The organism is Burkholderia sp. SRS-W-2-2016 (assembly GCF_001931485.1).
Lineage (GTDB): Bacteria > Pseudomonadota > Gammaproteobacteria > Burkholderiales > Burkholderiaceae > Paraburkholderia.
The window spans coordinates 203671-221635 of sequence record NZ_MSDV01000023.1; the positions used below are offsets into that span (position 1 = coordinate 203671).

Annotated in this window: 14 protein-coding genes; 11 read left to right on the forward strand and 3 right to left on the reverse strand. The window is 64.3% G+C overall.

From position 1 onward, the window contains the following. Nucleotides 1-30: 30 nt before the first annotated feature. The 3 genes from tcuA to BTH42_RS11690 all read left to right on the forward strand — a co-directional run bounded on the left by tcuA (nt 31) and on the right by BTH42_RS11690 (nt 4012). Entirely contained in the window at nt 31-1461 is a 1431-nt protein-coding gene (tcuA, locus tag BTH42_RS11680) for an FAD-dependent tricarballylate dehydrogenase TcuA (protein ID WP_075299297.1), read from the forward strand. Continuing rightward, entirely contained in the window at nt 1448-2617 is a 1170-nt protein-coding gene (gene tcuB, locus BTH42_RS11685; RefSeq protein ID WP_075299299.1) for a tricarballylate utilization 4Fe-4S protein TcuB, read from the forward strand. The genes tcuA and tcuB overlap by 14 nt, the downstream gene beginning before the upstream one ends. A gap of 75 nt (nt 2618-2692) precedes the next feature. Further along, a complete protein-coding gene (locus BTH42_RS11690) occupies nt 2693-4012 on the forward strand; it encodes an MFS transporter (RefSeq protein ID WP_075299301.1) in 1320 nt (439 codons plus the stop codon). 96 nt (nt 4013-4108) lie between these two features. On the opposite strand, the gene BTH42_RS11695 is transcribed toward BTH42_RS11690, so the two are convergent. Next, nucleotides 4109-4993, reverse strand: coding sequence for a LysR family transcriptional regulator (locus BTH42_RS11695; protein ID WP_075299303.1), 885 nt, complete (start codon nt 4991-4993; stop codon nt 4109-4111). 156 nt (nt 4994-5149) lie between these two features. Here BTH42_RS11695 and BTH42_RS11700 point away from each other — a divergent pair, with 156 nt between their 5' ends. From BTH42_RS11700 to BTH42_RS11710, 3 genes are all read left to right on the forward strand, one after another. Continuing rightward, the gene (locus BTH42_RS11700; RefSeq protein WP_256701971.1) at nt 5150-6055 is read left to right on the forward strand and encodes a D-2-hydroxyacid dehydrogenase; all 906 of its coding nucleotides are present in this window, start codon (nt 5150-5152) and stop codon (nt 6053-6055) included. A 133-nt stretch (nt 6056-6188) separates the two neighbouring features. Beyond that, a complete protein-coding gene (locus BTH42_RS11705) occupies nt 6189-7550 on the forward strand; it encodes an MFS transporter (RefSeq protein ID WP_075299305.1) in 1362 nt (453 codons plus the stop codon). Nucleotides 7551-7579: 29 nt separating this feature from the next. After that, a complete protein-coding gene (locus BTH42_RS11710; protein ID WP_075299463.1) occupies nt 7580-8335 on the forward strand; it encodes a class II aldolase/adducin family protein in 756 nt (251 codons plus the stop codon). Between the two features lie 70 nt (nt 8336-8405). Here BTH42_RS11710 and BTH42_RS11715 read toward each other — a convergent pair whose 3' ends face one another. After that, complete coding sequence (locus tag BTH42_RS11715) at nt 8406-8906, reverse strand: MarR family winged helix-turn-helix transcriptional regulator (protein ID WP_075299307.1); 501 nt, start codon at nt 8904-8906, stop codon at nt 8406-8408. A 212-nt stretch (nt 8907-9118) separates the two neighbouring features. Here BTH42_RS11715 and BTH42_RS11720 point away from each other — a divergent pair, with 212 nt between their 5' ends. Both BTH42_RS11720 and BTH42_RS11725 read left to right on the forward strand, forming a co-directional pair. Then, nucleotides 9119-10210: an aromatic ring-hydroxylating dioxygenase subunit alpha gene (locus tag BTH42_RS11720; protein ID WP_075299309.1), complete on the forward strand. Its 1092-nt coding sequence runs from the start codon at nt 9119-9121 to the stop codon at nt 10208-10210. Continuing rightward, nucleotides 10207-11172 carry a PDR/VanB family oxidoreductase gene (locus BTH42_RS11725; RefSeq protein WP_075299311.1) on the forward strand — a complete coding sequence of 322 codons (966 nt, stop codon included), beginning with the start codon at nt 10207-10209 and terminating at the stop codon, nt 11170-11172. The genes BTH42_RS11720 and BTH42_RS11725 overlap by 4 nt, the downstream gene beginning before the upstream one ends. A gap of 36 nt (nt 11173-11208) precedes the next feature. Here BTH42_RS11725 and BTH42_RS11730 read toward each other — a convergent pair whose 3' ends face one another. Then, entirely contained in the window at nt 11209-13686 is a 2478-nt protein-coding gene (locus BTH42_RS11730; protein WP_075299313.1) for a penicillin acylase family protein, read from the reverse strand. A 228-nt stretch (nt 13687-13914) separates the two neighbouring features. Between BTH42_RS11730 and BTH42_RS11735 the strand changes: the two genes are divergently transcribed. The 3 genes from BTH42_RS11735 (at nt 13915) to ctaD (ending at nt 17964) form a co-directional block, all read left to right on the forward strand. Continuing rightward, the gene (locus BTH42_RS11735) at nt 13915-14715 is read left to right on the forward strand and encodes a 4'-phosphopantetheinyl transferase superfamily protein (protein WP_075299315.1); all 801 of its coding nucleotides are present in this window, start codon (nt 13915-13917) and stop codon (nt 14713-14715) included. Between the two features lie 131 nt (nt 14716-14846). After that, nucleotides 14847-15920, forward strand: a complete 1074-nt coding sequence (coxB, locus tag BTH42_RS11740; RefSeq protein ID WP_372237259.1) for a cytochrome c oxidase subunit II — start codon at nt 14847-14849, stop codon at nt 15918-15920. Between the two features lie 34 nt (nt 15921-15954). After that, nucleotides 15955-17964: a cytochrome c oxidase subunit I gene (gene ctaD, locus BTH42_RS11745; protein WP_075299319.1), complete on the forward strand. Its 2010-nt coding sequence runs from the start codon at nt 15955-15957 to the stop codon at nt 17962-17964. Nucleotide 17965: the final 1 nt, after the last annotated feature.

Here is a 17965-nt window from a genome sequence, read left to right on the forward strand (position 1 = left end):
ACTCCGGGCAACTGGAGGAGACGCTCGAACATGGTGGACGTACTGGTCATTGGCGGCGGCAACGCCGCGTTGTGCGCCGCGCTGATGGCGCGCGAGGCGGGCGCGTCGGTGCTGCTGCTCGAAGCGGCGCCGCGCGAATGGCGCGGCGGCAATTCGATGCACACGCGCAATCTGCGTTGCATGCACGACGCGCCGCAAGACGTGCTGGTCGATGCCTACCCGGAAGAAGAGTACTGGCAAGACCTGCTCAAGGTCACCGGCGGGCTGACCGACGAAAAGCTCGCACGTATCGCGATTCGCGCGTCGTCGACCTGCCGCGGCTGGATGCGCCAGCACGGCGTGCATTTCCAGCCGCCGCTGTCGGGCGCGCTGCACGTCGCGCGCACCAACGCGTTTTTCATGGGCGGCGGCAAGGCGCTCGTCAACGCGTATTACCGCAGCGCCGAGGCGCTCGGCGTGCAGATCCGCTACAACGCGCCGGTCGATGCGATCGAACTCGACGGCGACCGCTTCGTCGCCGCGCGGATCGGCGATGAGCGGATCGAAGCGCGCGCATGCGTGCTGGCCGCGGGCGGTTTCGAATCGAATCGCGAGTGGCTGCGCGAAGCGTGGGGGCAGGTCAACGGCGAATGGGTCGCCGAGAACTTCCTGATTCGCGGCACCCGTTTCAATATGGGCGTGCTGCTCAAATACATGATCGACGCGGGCGCGGATGCGATCGGCGATCCGTCGCAATCGCATTGCGTCGCGATCGATGCGCGCGCGCCGCTCTACGACGGCGGGATCTGCACGCGAGTGGATTGCGTGTCGCTCGGCGTGGTGGTCAACCAGCACGCGCAGCGCTTCTACGACGAAGGCGAGGACTTCTGGCCGAAACGCTACGCGATCTGGGGCCGGCTCGTCGCGCAGCAGCCGGGGCAGATCGGCTATTCGATCATCGATTCGAAAGCGATCGGCCGCTTCATGCCGCCGGTTTTTCCGGGCACCAAGGCGAATACGCTGGCCGAGCTCGCGCGCGCGACCGGCCTCGACGAAACGGCATTCGTCAACACGATCGAGACATATAACCGCGCGTGCCGCGTCGGCAGCTTCGATCACGCGGTACTCGACGATTGCCATACCGAAGGCATTCAGCCCGCCAAAACCCACTGGGCGCAACCGATCGACAAACCGCCGTTCTACGCGTACGCGCTGCGCCCCGGCATCACGTTCACCTATCTGGGCCTTAAGGTCAACGAACGTTCGGCCGTGCATTTCGGCGGCAAGCCCAGTTCGAACCTGTACGTGGCCGGCGAAATGATGGCCGGCAACGTGCTCGGCAAAGGCTATACGGCCGGTGTCGGGATGTCGATCGGCACCGCGTTCGGCCGCATTGCGGGCACCGAGGCCGCGCGCGCGGCGCTGCTGGCTAAACAGAACATCAAGCAGAAAACCAAGGAAACCGATCATGCAGTCGCTTGAAGCGCTGACCCGTGAGGCGAGTGCGCTCGCGTCGAACGAAATGCCGCTGACGCGCGCGATGAGCGCGGCCGAATCGGAAGTAAGCCGCATCATGCAGATCTGCAACGCGTGCCGCTATTGCGAAGGCTTTTGCGCGGTGTTTCCGGCGATGACGCGGCGCCTCGAATTCGGCCGCGGCGACGCGCATTTTCTCGCCAATCTGTGCCACAACTGCAGCGCCTGTCTGCATGCGTGCCAGTACGCGCCGCCGCACGAATTCGCGGTCAACGTGCCGCAAGCGATGGCCCAGGTGCGCTTGCAGACCTACACCGATTACGCGTGGCCGGCCGGCTTCGGCAAGCTGTACAAGCGCAATGGCGTGACGCTCGCCCTGGCGCTGGCCGGCGGCCTCGCGCTATTCCTGATTCTGGCGATGCTGTTCAAGGGCGCGTCGCTGTTCACGCCGGTGGCCGGCAATTTCTACGCGGTGTTTCCGCACAACACGCTCGCGTTGCTGTTCGGCGCGGTATTCGTGTTCGCGATTGGCGCGCTCGGCGTCGGCGTGCGACGCTTCTGGCGCAACGAGGACCCCGGCGCGATGTCCGGTGCCGCGCTCGGCGAAACCGTGCACGACGTGTTGAGCTTGCGCTATCTGGGCGGCGGCCACGGCTCCGGCTGCAATACGGATAACGACGCGTTCTCGCTCGCGCGCCGCCGCTTTCATCACCTGACCTTCTACGGCTTCATGCTGTGCTTCGCGGCGACCTGCGTCGCGACGCTCTACCACTACGTATTCGCGCTCGAAGCGCCGTATGCGTTGACGAGTCTGCCGGTGGTGCTCGGCACGCTGGGCGGCCTCGGTTTGCTGATTGGTCCGGCCGGACTGCTGTGGCTGAACCTGAAGCGTCATCCGCTCGCCGGCGATGCCGCGCAGCGGCCGATGGACCGCGGCTTTATCGCGTTGCTGCTGCTGACCAGCGCGAGCGGCCTGGGCTTGATGCTGTTGCGCGATACGTCGCTGATGGGCGTATTGCTGGCGATTCACCTGGGCATCGTGATGGCACTCTTTCTGACGCTGCCGTACGGCAAGTTCGCGCATGGCATCTATCGCAGCGCGGCGCTGCTGAAATGGTCGATCGAGAAGAGAAAGCCGAGCAGCTTGCTGGTCGAAGATTGAGCGGGCGCGACGCGCACGCGGAACATAGATAAAAGAGGCGGCACGGCACGGTCAAGCCGTCCGCCAGGAGACTTCATGACACCCACTCCCCACATACACAACGCGAGCACGCGCACGCCTACTGCTTCGAAAGTCGGCGCGGTGCTGCGCGTTACCAGCGGCAATTTCCTCGAGCAGTTCGATTTCTTTCTGTTCGGCTTCTACGCGACTTTCATCGCGAAGACCTTTTTTCCGGCCGCCAGCGAATTCGCTTCGCTGATGCAGACCTTCGCGGTATTCGGCGCGGGTTTTCTGATGCGCCCGCTCGGCGCGATCGTGCTCGGCGCGTATATCGACCGGGTCGGACGGCGGCGCGGTCTGATCGTCACGCTGTCGATCATGGCGAGCGGCACGATCCTGATTGCGTGCGTGCCCGGCTACGCGAGCATCGGTTTGCTGGCGCCGGCGCTGGTGCTGGTCGGCCGCCTGCTGCAGGGCTTTTCCGCGGGCGCGGAACTGGGCGGCGTGTCCGTGTATCTGGCGGAAATGGCGACGCCCGGCAAGAAGGGCTTCTATACCGCGTGGCAATCGGCGAGTCAGCAGGTGGCGATCGTCGTTGCCGCGGCGCTCGGCTATGCGCTCAATCTGTGGTTGAGTCACGAGCAGATCGGTGCATGGGGCTGGCGCGTGCCGTTCTTTATCGGCTGCGCGATCGTGCCGTTTCTTTATGTGCTGCGCCGCTCGTTGCAGGAGACCGCCGAATTCGAAGCGCGCGCGCATCGGCCCGCGAGCGGCGAGGTGTTCCGCTCGATGCTGGCGAACTGGAAGACCGTGATCGCCGGGATGCTGATGGTCGCGATGACCACCACGACGTTCTATCTGATCACCGTCTATACGCCGACGTTCGGCAAGACCGTGCTGCATCTGAGTACCTCGGACAGCCTGATCGTCACGTTGCTGGTCGGCGTGTCGAACTTCATCTGGCTGCCGATCGGCGGCGCGCTGTCCGACCGGATCGGCCGCAAGCCGCTGCTGCTGTTCGTGTCGGCGCTGGCGATCGTGACCGCGTATCCGGCGCTCGAATGGCTCACCGCGGCCCCCGGTTTTCTGCGCATGCTGGTGGTGCTGCTGTATTTCTCGTTCTTCTTCGGCGCGTATAACGGCGCGATGGTTGCTGCGTTGACCGAAATAATGCCGGTCAATGTGCGGGTAGCGGGCTTCTCGCTCGCATTCAGTCTCGCGACCGCGCTATTCGGCGGCTTTACGCCGGCGGTGTCGACGTTCCTGATTCAGGTAACCGGCGATAAAGCCGCGCCGGCGTACTGGCTGATCTTCGCGGCGGTGTGCGGATTTTCGGCGACGTTGGCGCTGTATCGGCGCGGCGGCGCCGCGCAATTGCAGGCGGAACTCGGCTAGGCGGTTTGCCCGTTGCGGGAAGATCGAGGCGGCGATGCTGTAATGGCATCGCCGCTTTTGCATTCGCGGTACTGCACGCGTACTGCAGCACGCTCACTACTGCGCGAGCATATGTTCGAGAAAATCGACGACCGACGGCACCAGTTCTTCGCGAGAACGCGTACACAGATAGAACTGCCGATACGCCCACGGATCGCGCAAATGAATCGTCTTCAGTCCATGCGCGGCGACATAGGAAGCGGCGATCTGCTCCGGCATGATGCCGATGCCGATCCCTTCGCGAATCATCCGGCAGCGCGCTTCGTAATTCGACACTTCGATTCGCACCTTCAACGGGTGTGAAAGACTGCGCTCGGCGAGCGACAGAAACGCCGCGAACGAATGGCGCGGGAAGTACCCGACGAACGGATATTCGACCGCCTGTTCCAGCAGAATCTCCGTGTGCGTCGCGAGCGGATGATCGAGCGGCACGACGAGGCCGACCCGATCGCGTCGATACGGTACGGACTCCACACCAGGCGCCGGCGCGAGCGCGTGATAGATACCCATATCGGCCTCGCCTTCGTGCACGAGACGCGGAATATCGTAGCTGTAGCGCTCCTGCAAATCGACCTGCGCATCGGGTTTGAGCCCGAAATAGCGGCTCAACGCGGGCGCCAGATACTGGATGATCGCCGAACGATTGACCGCGAGCCGGATGCGCGGCATGCCGCCAGGGCCAAACTCCGCGACCGCGCTTTGCGCGAGTTCGACGCTGCGCAGAATCGATTTCGCGCGATGGTACAGCGCGATGCCGGCCGGCGTCGGCTCGACGCCGCGACCATGACGGGTGAGCAGCACCGCGCCGAGCTGCCGTTCGAGTTCGGCGATCCGCTTGCTCGCCGCCGAAGTCACGAGATTCTCGTGTTCGGCCGCTTTCGACAGGCTTTTCAGCTCGATGGCCGCGACCAGCATCTGCAGGCCGGGGAGGTCTATTTTCATGGGGAGTTCTGATTAGAAGACGTCGGCCGTCAATATAACGCCGTGCGTGCGTTGAACGAAAAGAAAAGCTGCGTTCACCAAATGGCCTGGCACGCCGGTGACGAACGACGACAATCGATCTCCAGACCTCGGCAATTACGAGGCAAGGAGACAGGCTTGATCGAGATACTTTTATCCGCCGCCACGCGCGAGCGGTTGCGGCACGAAATTGCGGGTGTGCTCGCGCAGCGGCCGCATCGTTTGATCACACCGGACGAAGCGCGCGGCGCCGCGATCGATATCGCCTTCATCAGCCGCGACGTAACCGGCGGTTCATCGAAGACGCAGCTCGAACGCTCGCTGCTCGACTTCTATGTGCCATTGCGAGCGGCGTCGCGACTCACGTGGGTGCATACGCATTCGGCCGGCGCCGATCGGCCGATTTTTCCGGAACTGCTGCAACGCGGCGTGCGCGTGACCACTTCGTCGGGGGCGAATGCGCCGATCGTCGCGCAAACGGCAGTGGGCGCAGTGCTTGCACTGGCGCGGCGTTTTCCGCGCCTCGCCGCCGCGCAACGCGACCGCGCATGGCGTCAGCTGCTCACCGATGCGCCGCCTCCGCTGGCCGGACAAACGGCGGTGGTGGTCGGCTTCGGGCCGATCGGCCAACGCATCGCGAAGCTGCTCGAAGCGTTTGAACTGAACGTGCGCATCGTGCGGCGCTCGGCGAGTACCGCGAACTCCTTTTCGTTCGACGACGTCGATCTCGCACTGCACGACGCCGACTGGCTGATTCTCGCGTGTCCGCTGACGCCGCAGACCGATCGGTTGATCGACGCGCGCCGGCTCGGCCTGCTCGCCGACGGCGCGCACGTGATCAACGTGGCGCGCGGCGAAGTACTGGTGCAAGCGGATCTGATCGACGCGCTTGCGCAATGCAAGCTCGCGGGCGCGTATCTCGACGTGTTCGAACAGGAGCCGCTGGTTGCCGCGTCGCCGCTGTGGGACCTGCCGAATGTGATCGTGTCGCCGCATAGCGCCGGCCATTCGAGCGGCAATGCGGCGGTGGTCGATCGAATGTGACTCGACAACCTCGCGCACTGGCAGCGCGGCGAGCCTTTATGCAATGAGATCACGCACGCTGCCGCGCTGGCCGCGGCGGCGGCTTAGCGGCGCATCTCATCCCAGTCGTTCAATAAAAAAACCGGAGACAAAAATGGCGGATACCTCAGGCACAGGAGCGCGCGGCAGTTACGACAGCACGGCGGCGCGCGCAACGCCGGCAACCCGTGCGCGCGGCGAGGCGCGTTCGATTGTCGGCGGCTCGATCGGTAATCTGATCGAGTGGTATGACTTTCATGTGTACACGACTTTTTCGGTGTACTTCGCAGCGTCGTTTTTCCCGCGCGAAAACCGCACGATCCAGCTGCTCAGCGCAGCCGCCGTGTTCGCGCTCGGCTTCCTGCTGCGGCCGGTCGGCAGCTGGCTGATCGGCCGCTATGCGGACCTGAAAGGGCGGCGCGCGGGGCTGACTTTATCGGTCGCGCTGATGTGCGGCGGCTCGCTCGCGATCGGCCTGTGTCCGACCTATCCGCAGATCGGTCTGGCCGCGCCGCTGGTGCTGCTGCTGTCGCGCCTCGTGCAGGGCTTTTCGCTCGGCGGCGAATACGGCGCGAGTTCGGTGTACCTGAGCGAAATCGCACCGCCCGGACGACGCGGCTTTTTCAGCAGCTTCCATTACGTGACGCTGATTCTCGGCCAGTTGCTCGCAACCGCGGTGCAGGTGACGTTGCAGGGGCTGGTGTTCAGCAGCGAACAACTGAGTGCATGGGCATGGCGCGTGCCGTTCCTGATCGGCGCCGCGTTGGCGCTGGTCGCCTATTACGTACGCCGTAACATCGACGAGACCAGCGAATTCACCCAGCTCACCGACGAAGCGCGGAAACGCTCGGGCTTTCGCGAATTGCTGAAGCACCCGCGCGCGGCGCTTCTCGTATTCGGTCTGACGACCGGCGGCACGCTCGCGTTTTTCACCTACACCGTCTATATGCACAACTATCTGATCAACACGGTCGGCCTGAGTGCGCAGCAAAGCGGCTGGGTGTCACTGTCGACGCTGACGCTGTTCATGCTTGCGCAACCGGTGTTCGGCGCGCTCTCCGACCGGATCGGCCGGCGTCCGCTGCTGATCGCATTCGGCATTGGCGGCACGTTCGGCACGTGGCCGCTGCTTGCCGCGCTGTCGCACACGCATAGCGTCGGCATGGCGTTCGTGCTGCTGTCGCTCGCACTGTTGATCGTGACCGGCTACACGTCGGTGTGCTCGATCGTGAAAGCAGAACTTTTTCCCGCGCAACTGCGTGCGTTCGGCGTCGGCGTGCCGTATGCGATTGCGACCGCGCTGTTCGGCGGCACCGCGGGTTACGTCGGGCTCTGGTTCAAGAGCATCGGCCACGAAACCGGCTTTTATCTGTATGCGTCCGCGTGCATTGCCTGCACGCTGATCGCGGCGCTGTGCATGCGCAAATCCGACACCTCACATCTTTCGACATCTCTGGCTGGCAGGAGGCCGCTGTGACCACATTCCCCGAATTTTCCATTCCGTCGATGCGCGAACATTGTTCCGAAGAAGAGTGGCGCACCCGCGTCGATCTGGCCGCGTGTTATCGACTGATCGCGCATTACGGCATGTCGGATATGGCCGCCAATCATATTTCGGCGCGTGTGCCGGGCGAGCACGGCAGCTTTCTGATCAACGCGTACGGGATGATGTACGAGGAAGTGACCGCGTCGAGTCTGATCAAGATCGACAACGAAGGGCGGATTCTCGCGAAGCCGGCGTTCGCCGGCGCGGACTACGGGATCAATCGCGCGGGGTTCGTGATTCATGGCGCGATCCACGATGCGAAGCCGGAACTCGCGTGTGTGATCCATACGCATAGCTGGGCCGGCATGGCGCTATCGACGCTGAAATGCGGCTTGCTGCCGATTACGCAAACCGCGATGCGCTTCGTTCATATCGGCTATCACGACTATATGGGCGTCGTGCTCGATATGGCCGAACGCGATTCGCTGATCAACGATCTCGGCGACAACAATGCGCTGATTCTGCGCAATCACGGCTTGCTGACCGTCGGCCACACGATTGCCGAGGCGTTCAATGCGATGCACCGGCTCGAACTGTCGAGCAAGTCGCAACTGGCGGCGCTGGCCTGCGGGGTCGAACTGAATGCGGTGCCGGCGAAAGTACTCGAAGACACCTATATGAACTACCAGCCGCAGACGCGCCGGCCGTATGGTGTAATGGAATGGCCCGCATTACTGCGGATGCTCGACCGGATGGATTCGAGCTATCGCGAATGAACGAAGCCCGGCGTAATGGCCGGGCTTCGTCTTATTCAGCGTGCACCTTCACCACGCCTTCACTAAGCCTTCACTGCGCTTTCGCTTCGTCGCTGGCGCTGCGCAGCGGCGCGCGGCTCTGATCGTTATTCAGATGCACGAACTTTCTCAGCAATCGCAAGAGATCCTGTGCATCCTCTTCTCCCATCCCGTCGAGCAGCTCGTGATTGAGCGCGCTGACGCCGGGAATCAACTGATCGAGCAGTTCCTGTCCCGCCGGCGTCAGCAGTAGACGACGCTGCCGGCGCGGCAACAGTTCACGCACGATCCAGCCCTTCGCTTCGAGCCGCACCGCGATATCGGCGGTGGTCGACGTATCGAGGCCGACGCGTTGCGCGAGCGTGACCTGATCGAGTCCCGGCAACTCCTGCAGCATTCTGAGTACCGCGTATTGCACGGGCGTCACTTCGCGGCCCACCAGATCATGGAACATGGATACGGAAATCTGATGCGCGCGTCGGATCAGATGGCCGGGCTGGTTGTACAGGTCGATGCTGATCGCGGAAGGACTGGTTTCGGTTGAGGTGGCCATAAGAATTCTGAAAGCTTGTCGTGTTGCGTACTACTCGGGGCGCAAATGATAACCGTGTTATCTAAATGAAAGTTTTATCTAGGGGAAAACCTTATTTAATCATCAAAGCTTCATTGAGTACACTGAATGACAATGAGTGTACGGAATGAACCGTATCCGATCGCGTAGCTAATCGTGGCTGCGTGCGCCCCTCAAACAGGAGTGAGACTGACATGTTCCCTCGGAACGCGTGGTACGTCGCATGTATGCCCGATGAAATTACGGACAAGCCGCTGGGCCGCCAGATCTGCGGCGAGCAGATGGTTTTCTATCGGAACGCCGAAGGCGCGGTGACCGCGCTGGAAGATTTCTGTCCGCATCGCGGCGCGCCGCTGTCGCTCGGTTTCGTGCGCGACGGTACGCTGGTGTGCGGCTATCACGGCCTCGAAATGGGCTGTCAGGGCAAGGCGACCGGGATGCCCGGTCAGCGCGTCAATGGCTTTCCGGCGATTCGCAACTTCCCGGTGATCGAGCGCTACGGTTTCGTGTGGGTGTGGCCCGGCGATGCGGCGCAGGCCGATCCGGCCAAGCTGCATCATCTGGAATGGGCCGAAAGTTCGGAATGGGCGTATGGCGGCGGGCTGTATCACATCAACTGCGATTACCGGCTGATGATCGATAACCTGATGGATCTGACGCACGAAACCTACGTGCACGCGAACAGCATCGGCCAGAAGGAAATCGACGAAGCCGCGCCGAAGACGGTTGCCGAAGACGACACTGTGCGCACCAGCCGTTTCATGGAGAACGTCGGCGCGCCGCCGTTCTGGAAGATGGCGTTGCGCGGCAATGGTCTCGCGGACGACGTGCCGGTCGACCGCTGGCAGATCTGCCACTTCACGCCGCCGAGCCATGTGCTGATCGAAGTCGGCGTTGCGCATGCGGGGCATGGCGGTTATGACGCGCCGGCGGACAAGAAAGCGTCGTCGATCGTGGTGGATTTCATCACGCCGGAAACCGAAACGTCGATCTGGTATTTCTGGGGAATGGCGCGCAATTTCCGTCCGAACGACGCGGAATTGACCGCGAGTATTCGCGAAGGGCAGGGCAAGATCTTCAGCGAAGATCTGGACATGCTCGAACGCCAGCAGCAGAACCTGCTGCGCTGGCCCGAACGCAATCTGCTGAAGCTCAATATCGATGCGGGCGGGGTGATGTCGCGTCGCGTGATCGACCGGCTGGTTGCGCAGGAGCGCGCGGCGGCGGACGCCGGCAAGCCGGCCGCGGAAGTGACGAAGGTAATTCCGGTGCGGGCGGCAACATGAGTCATCCGGTGTTGAATGTGGTGGTCGCGCAGCGGCGCGACGAAGCATTGGGGATCGCCAGCTTCGAACTGGCGAGCGCAACGGGCGAGCCGTTGCCCGCGTTCGAAGCGGGTTCGCACGTCGACGTGCATCTGCCCAATGGTCTGGTGCGTCAGTACTCGCTGTGCAACGATCCGCGCGAAACGCATCGCTATCTGATCGCGGTGCTGCGCGACGAAGCGGGACGCGGCGGGTCGAAAGCGGTGCACGAGATGGTGCGCGAGGGCGACCGCCTGCAGATCAGCGCGCCGCGCAATCTTTTCGCACTCGCGCCGCAGGCGCCGCATCATCTGCTGCTCGCGGGCGGGATTGGCGTGACGCCGATTCTTTGCATGGCTGAACAACTCGCGGCGAACGGCGCGTCGTTCGACATGCATTACTGCACCCGTTCGCAGGAACGCACCGCGTTTGTCGAGCGGATCGCGCAGGCCGGTTTCGCAAACTCGGTCCAGTTGCATCACGACGATCATCCGGGCGGCTCGACTTTCGCGCTCGAACAGGTGCTGAACGGCGTGCCGGCCGGTACGCATCTGTACGTGTGCGGCCCGACCGGCTTCATGGATTTCGTGCTCGCCACCGCGCGCGCGAAAGGCTGGCCGGAAGACCGGCTGCACTATGAGTTCTTCGCGGCGCCCGCGCAACAGCCGGCAACGGGCGGCAGCTTCCAGGTACGTATCGCGAGCAGCGGTGCGATGATCGACGTGCCGCCGGAATGCACGGTCGTGCAGGCTCTCGCCGCCAATGGCATCGAGGTCATTACGTCGTGCGAGCAGGGCGTGTGCGGTACCTGCCTGACGCGGGTGCTCGAAGGCGAGCCCGACCATCTGGATTCCTATCTGACCGATGAGGAACGCGCGGCGAACGATCAGTTCCTGCCGTGTTGTTCGCGTGCGAAGTCGCAGGTGCTGGTACTCGATCTTTGATTCAGGCGGTCGCGCGGGCTGATGGTCCCACGCGGGCTATTGCTTCGGCCTCGGCGTGTCCGGCGAACTCAGCAGTTGAATGCTCAACGCCGGATCGCGCTGGATCGCTTCCTCCGTGAACGGCATCGTCAGCCAACGTTGCGCGGCGTAATCGCGTGTGGCGTCGGCGTAATGCGGCGAGGCCGGGTCGTCGGATTCGGATGGCGCGAGTAACGTGCGCGCGACGACTCCGTTTTCCGCGAATCGCACGATTTGCAGATACGTATCTCCCATCGGATTCACGTTCATCGAATAGCCGCTCGCGTCGAACGGATGCGCGGCGCACGCGGCGGTGAAATAGCCGCCCGCGTCGCAACCGCCGAACAACGGAATACGTTCGGCGTTGCGTTGCACGTAGAGCGCCGCGCTGCGCGGTGCATCGAGCGCGAGGCCCGCGTGCTTCAGTGCCGCGATCGCTTCATGCAGCGTCGCGGCGAGTTTCGTGGGGTCTGCGGCGATACCGGCGGGCGTGGTCAGCGGCTGCGCGGCGTCGAACGGCACCGCATACAGTTGTGCCGGCGCAATGGTTTGCAAACGCCGCCACCATTCATCCCATAGTGTTGCGCCTCTGGCATCGGCCGCCCCAGTGTCGTCCCATGCGGCGAGTACCTTGCAGGCCGCGCGCAACTCTCCATCAGACGGATCGGTCGGCATCGCCGCGAGCGCCTCGCCATTGCATGCGCGATCGAGCGCCGCCTGCTTGAACAGCAATGCCGACATCGAACGGCTGTCGAGCGCCGCCGTGCCGAGCGCATCGGCGGAAACGCCGTGCGGATCGCGCTGCAATTGCGCGGCGATCGTGTGGCCGAGGCGCGTGCGCAGCGATTGCGGCGTGCCGGTCGCGCCGGCGATTTGCGGAAAACCGCTCAGCGGCGCGGCCGGATTGCTGAGCCAGTAGCTGCCATTGAAATTACCGACATAGTCGCGCCGCAGTAGCGCCGGCATCTGCGCGACCGGCAGCGCACCGCGTTGCACCGCGTCCGGCGTGTCGCGCCAGTCGCACTCGCCGCGCGAGCCGTCGAGAAACGGCACACCCGGCACTTTCTGCGCGAAGGCCCGACCGGCCGGCGGCGTGCAACGTCGCGCGAGTTCGTCGGGCACGTTCGGGATCGCGCCGATATCCGCATACCAGACGCGCGGGTCGTCGCGGCCGATTGCCAGCGTGTTGACCCACGGCATCGCGGCGTATTGCTTCTGAATCCGAATGAAAGCGTCCAGCGAATCAGTGCGGTTCCATTCGAGGAAGTTGTCGAACGCGCGGAAATTGTCCGCATTGATGTCGCGCAGCGCGAACGCCTGCTCGGTATTCCATGCGAGCGCGGGCGAGAGCATCGACAGATTGACGAGCGGGCCGAAGCGCGAGCGGTACAGCGTGCGCGACACGGTATGCAGCGAACCGTCGGCGGCGCGCACTTCGACGTCGACGCGCGTCGGCGTCATCGCTTCGGCTTTGCCGTCCACCCGATAGCGGGTCGGCGCACCCGGCACCAGCGCGAGCTGGAACAGACCGAAGCGCTTCGCGGCGGACACCGTATGCGTCCATGCGATGTCGTCGTTGAAGCCAATCATGATCAGCGGCACGCCGAGAAACGACGCGCCGGCGACGTTGAGCTTGCCGGGAATAGTCAGTTGAGCCTGGTAGAAGCGGTCGGGGCCGTCCCAGAACCAGTGCGGATTGCCGAGCAGCAGTGCAATGCCGGTATGGGTCGCGTCCGCGCCGAACGCCAGCGCGTTGCTGCCGAGGCCGGCGTGGCCGCCGAATTCGGCGAGCGGCGCGGTGAGAGTGAGTCGCGCGTTGTTTCCCAAGGTCTCGCGCAGCGCGCCTTGCGGCGGCAACGATCCGGCAACCGGCGGGTGAGCGTTGGCGATCGAACCAATGAAACGTGTGGCGCCACCGGCCAGATTCGCCGCGTACAGACGCCGGTACAAGTCCGCGTGACTGATCTTGCCGAGCCATGGCGCTGCGCGGCAAGCCGCATGCGCGCCCGGAAAGTCGCCGCGCGTGAGATCGGCAACGTAGCGGTTGTAGCCGGCAGCGAAGCCATCGATCAACGCGCGCATGTCGTCGCTCTGACTGCGCCGGTAACGCGCGACGGCCGCATCGTCGACGATGAAGCGAAAGAAGAAATCCGCGTCGAGATTATTCGGTTGACCGAACGACGCTTCGGACCTGGGCTGCGCATCCGCGCCGAAATATCGCGAGCGCTCGCCGCGATAGGTGACGAAGCTCTCGGCCATCGTGCACAGATTGTCTTGCGCCTGCGCGTAGCCGTATCCGTAGCCGAGGCTGCCCCAATCGGCGGCTTTGATATGCGGAATGCCGAGCGCGGTACGGCGGATTTCGGCCTGATAGGGGCCGGCGTGCGAATGCGTGCCGGCATCGGCGTTCGCGCAGCTTTGCAGCATAGCGGCGGCGACCGGTAGCGCGATCACCAAGGCCGCGACGCGGCGGCGAAGAGAGATGTTCGAACGCATGGCCTGTTTTTCACGCTGACGTTGAGCGGTCGCGCTGAGCGTCGACTGGCCTCGCGCAATCGCGAGCTTAGCCGCTAAATGCGCGTGTTGCGCGGAAAGCTTCGCCGGCCGATCTTCGCCGGCCGCTCGCTTCGGGCTGAAAACTGGCGCGGCAGTTACCGCCGCACTTGCCGCGCGAGTCGATTTCAGGTAAATGGTACGGCCTCCTGTCCACCACTACCCGCTCGAATGAATTCGACGCTTGCCGCCGCCGCCCCGGATTTCGACCTCCAGCCGCTCGCGATACCACGCGCAGCCGCCGCCGGTGTCGAGGTTTTCTGCGTGACGTTCGATTTCACCGCGACGCTCGACCATTCCGCGTTCGCAGTGCTGTCCGACGCGGAGCGCGCGAAAGCCGCCCGCTATCTGCGCCACGAAGACTCGGTGCGTCACGCGGCAACCCGCGTCGCGTTGCGCGAGCTGCTCGCCGAACGAACCGGCGTAGCGCCCGCGGCTTTGCGTTTCGAGCAGGACGCGGCGGGACGGCCGCGGCTTGCCGCGAGCGCTGATTCGGCGCAGGAGGCCTCTCACGCGTGGCCCGATTTCAACGTATCGCATTCCGGCCAGCACGCGCTGATCGCGCTCGCCGCACGGCGAAAAGTGGGCGTCGATATCGAGGTCGCGCGTCGTGACAAGAAGTGGCAAGGGCTGACGCCGGCTGTGTTCGCGCCGCGCGACGAGGCATGGGTAGCGGCTTTGCCGGAGCAACAGCGAGCCGACGCGTTCTACGCAGTCTGGACTGCGAAAGAAGCACTATTGAAAGCGCTGGGCATTGGCATCGGCGAGGGTATGACGTGGTTTTCGGTGCTGAGCGGCAACGACAACGGTAACCACAACGACGACGCTCGCGAACCGCGCGTCGCGGTCAACGATCAGCGCGTGCGCAGCGGCGCCGCGCTGCTGCAACTCGACGCGGTATGGCTGCAGGTGCCGGCAGGTTACGCGGGCTGTGTCGCGTGGTCGCGCGAGAGCGAGGCGCCGCGGGCCTGAAACTCGCCGGGTAACTTTCAACTTCCTGACTGCACGGTAAGCGGTCTGCTTTTTGCTCAACTTCTCGGGCGTCGCATCGAGCGCAGGCGCCGGTGTGCGAGGTCACACCGTCAGGTCCCGAGGAGCCGCCAGTGTCAGCAACGGAAACGTCCGCAACGTCAGCCCGGCATGGATCGCGCGGCGCTCGCACGTTTGCGTCGACGTTGTTACTGGCGTTAGCGGCCGCTTCCGCCCACGCGAGTCCCGCGGCTCCCGCGGCTCCGCTCAACTACTTCCTGCACGCGGCGGGCCCAGCGGCCACGCCGACGATGTATCTCGGCTGGGTGTTCGCGGCGATCTCGACGCTGGTCACGCTGCTGATTGCGGGCCTGCTGATCGGCGCGCTGCTGCGCAAGCGCCCGGCCGCGTCAGCGGACGATCTGCACGCGGAAGCGGGCGGAATGCGCTGGATCTACATCGGCACAGGCATATCGTCGGTCGTCCTGCTGGCGATGCTGGTCTATCTGCTGGTCACGCTCGAATCGGTCGCGTCGCCCGCAAGCTATCCGCAACTGACGATCACCGTAACCGCGTACGACTGGTGGTGGAAAGCCGACTACGGCGGCGATCCGAATCCGGCGCGTAACTTCAGTACCGCGAACGAAATTCATATCCCGGTCGGCGAACCGGTCAAAATCCAGCTGAAAAGCGCGGACGTGATCCACACGTTCTGGGTGCCGCAACTCGCCGGCAAAACCCAGGCGATTCCCGGCCAGACCAACGAGCAGTGGATTCAGGCCGATCGTCCGGGCATCTATCGCGGGCAATGCTCGCAGTTCTGCGGCGCGCAGCACGCGCATATGGCGTTCGAAGTCGTCGCGCAGGATCCGGCCGCATTCTCCGCGTGGCGCGACGCGCAGGGCCGCGCGGCCAGCGTGCCGACCGGCGACGCCGCGGTCGCCGCCGGCAAGCATCTGTTCGGCGAGCGCTGCGCCGGCTGTCACGCGATTCGCGGCAGCGACGCCAACGGCCAGCAGGCCCCCGATCTGACCCATCTCGGTTCGCGCCGCACGATCGCGGCCGGCATGCTCGCGAACTCGCCCGACCATCTGCTCGACTGGATCCAGCACGCGCAGCAGATCAAACCCGATGGATTGATGCCCAGTATCGCGCTCAGCGCGAACGAGGCTGCCGCGTTGTCGGCGTATCTCGCGACGCTGCATTGACGCACACCGCACCGCACGTATGGAGTCCCGTTCGATGTCCGATCATCCGCTGCCCGCTTCGCCACCTGTTTCTCCGCCCGCACTGCAACGCATCCCGGAGCGCGGCCGCGTCGAACCCGGCAGCGAGCAGGAAAAGCGTTTGCGCGAAATCTGGGAGACGGCGCCGGGCTGGCGCGGCTGGTTCTCGACGGTCGATCACAAGGCGATCGGCCTGCGCTATCTGGTGACCGCGTTCGTATTCCTGCTGATGGGCGGCGTCGAAGCGCTGCTCATGCGGATTCAGTTGGCGCGCCCGAACGCGACCGTGCTGACGCCGGAGCAGTACAACCAGCTGTTCACGATGCACGGCGTGACGATGATCTTCCTGTACGCGTCGCCGGTGCTGTCGGGCTTCTCGAACTATTTGTGGCCGCTCGTGCTCGGTGCGCGCGACATGGCGTTTCCGCGTCTGAACGCGCTGTCGTACTGGGTGTTTCTGTTCGCCGGCATCTTTCTGTACGCGAGTTTCCCGGGCGGGCAGGCGCCGGACGCCGGCTGGTTCAACTACGTGCCGTTGTCGGGTCTGCAATACAGCACCGGGCCGAACATCGACGTGTACGCGCTCGGCATGGTGCTGCTCGGCATTTCGACGACGGTCGGCGCGATGAACTTCGTCGTCACGTTGCTGCGCATGCGCGCGCCGGGCATGTCGCTCGACCGCGTGCCGGTGCTGGTGTGGGGCACGCTGACCGCGTCGGCCGGCAATCTGTTCGCGGTGCCGTCGGTGAGCCTCGCGTTTTTGATGCTGTGGATGGATCGCCGCATCGGCACGCACTTCTTCGACGTCCTGAATAGCGGCCGGCCGCTGCTATGGCAGCACCTGTTCTGGATCTTCGCGCACCCGTGGGTCTACGTGGTGGTGCTGCCGGCGATGGGGATCGTCTCCGATGCTTTGCCGGTGTTCTGCCGGCGGCCGTTGGTCGGCTATGGGCCGGTCGCGCTGTCGACGGTCGCGACAATGGTGGTCGGCTTCGCGGTGTGGATTCACCATATGTTCGCGACTGGCATTCCCGCGCTCGCGTTGTCGTTCTTCGGCGCGGCCAGCATGGTGATCGCGGTGCCGAGCGCGGTCGCGACGTTCGCGTGGATCGCGACGATCTGGACCGGGCGGCCGGTGTATCGCGTGCCGTTCCTGTTTTTCGCGGGCTTCGTGCTGCTGTTCGTGATCGGCGGCGTGTCCGGCGTGATGACCGCCGCGGTGCCGTTCGACTGGCAACTGACCGACACGTACTTCGTCGTCGCGCATCTGCATTACGTGCTGCTCGGCATCAACGTGTTTCCGGTGATCGGCGGTATTTACTTCTGGTTTCCTAAGTTTTCCGGCCGGATGACCAACGAGCGGCTCGGCAAGCTCGCGTTCTGGGTGCTGTTCGTGGGCTTCAATATCGCGTTCTTTCCGATGCATATCGCCGGACTGCTCGGCATGCCGCGCCGCATGTACACCTATCCGGCCGACATGGGCTGGAATTCGGTCAACCTGATCACGTCGCTCGGCTCGTTTCTGTTCGCGGCCGGCGTGCTGCTGTTTCTGATCGATATCGCGGTGAGCCTGAAACGCGGCAAGATCGCCGGCGACAATCCGTGGGATGCGCCGACGCTCGAGTGGTCGGTCAGCTCACCGCCGCCGCCGTATAACTTCGCGGTCGTGCCGACGGTCGCGAGCCGCCATCCGTTGTGGGAGGGCCGCATCGAAGAGCCGGATGTGAGCGTGCACACCCGTTCGCAACTGCGCGACGGCTATCTGCTCGCGCAAGGGCGTGAAGCGATGGGCACCACGCCGCTCGAAGCGAGCCCCGACATCATCCTCAAGATGCCTGAGGATTCCTACGCGCCGTTCTGGCTCGCGCTGTTCGCGGCACTGCTGTTCGCGGCACTGGCGCTGACCGCGTGGGTTTTCGCCGGCGCGATGCTGGCCGGTTGCGCGGTGTCGATCATCGCGTGGCTGTGGCCCGAGCGCGCGTTGATCCAGCGCGAGCCGGTCACGGTCGAAGACGCGGGAGGCTGAG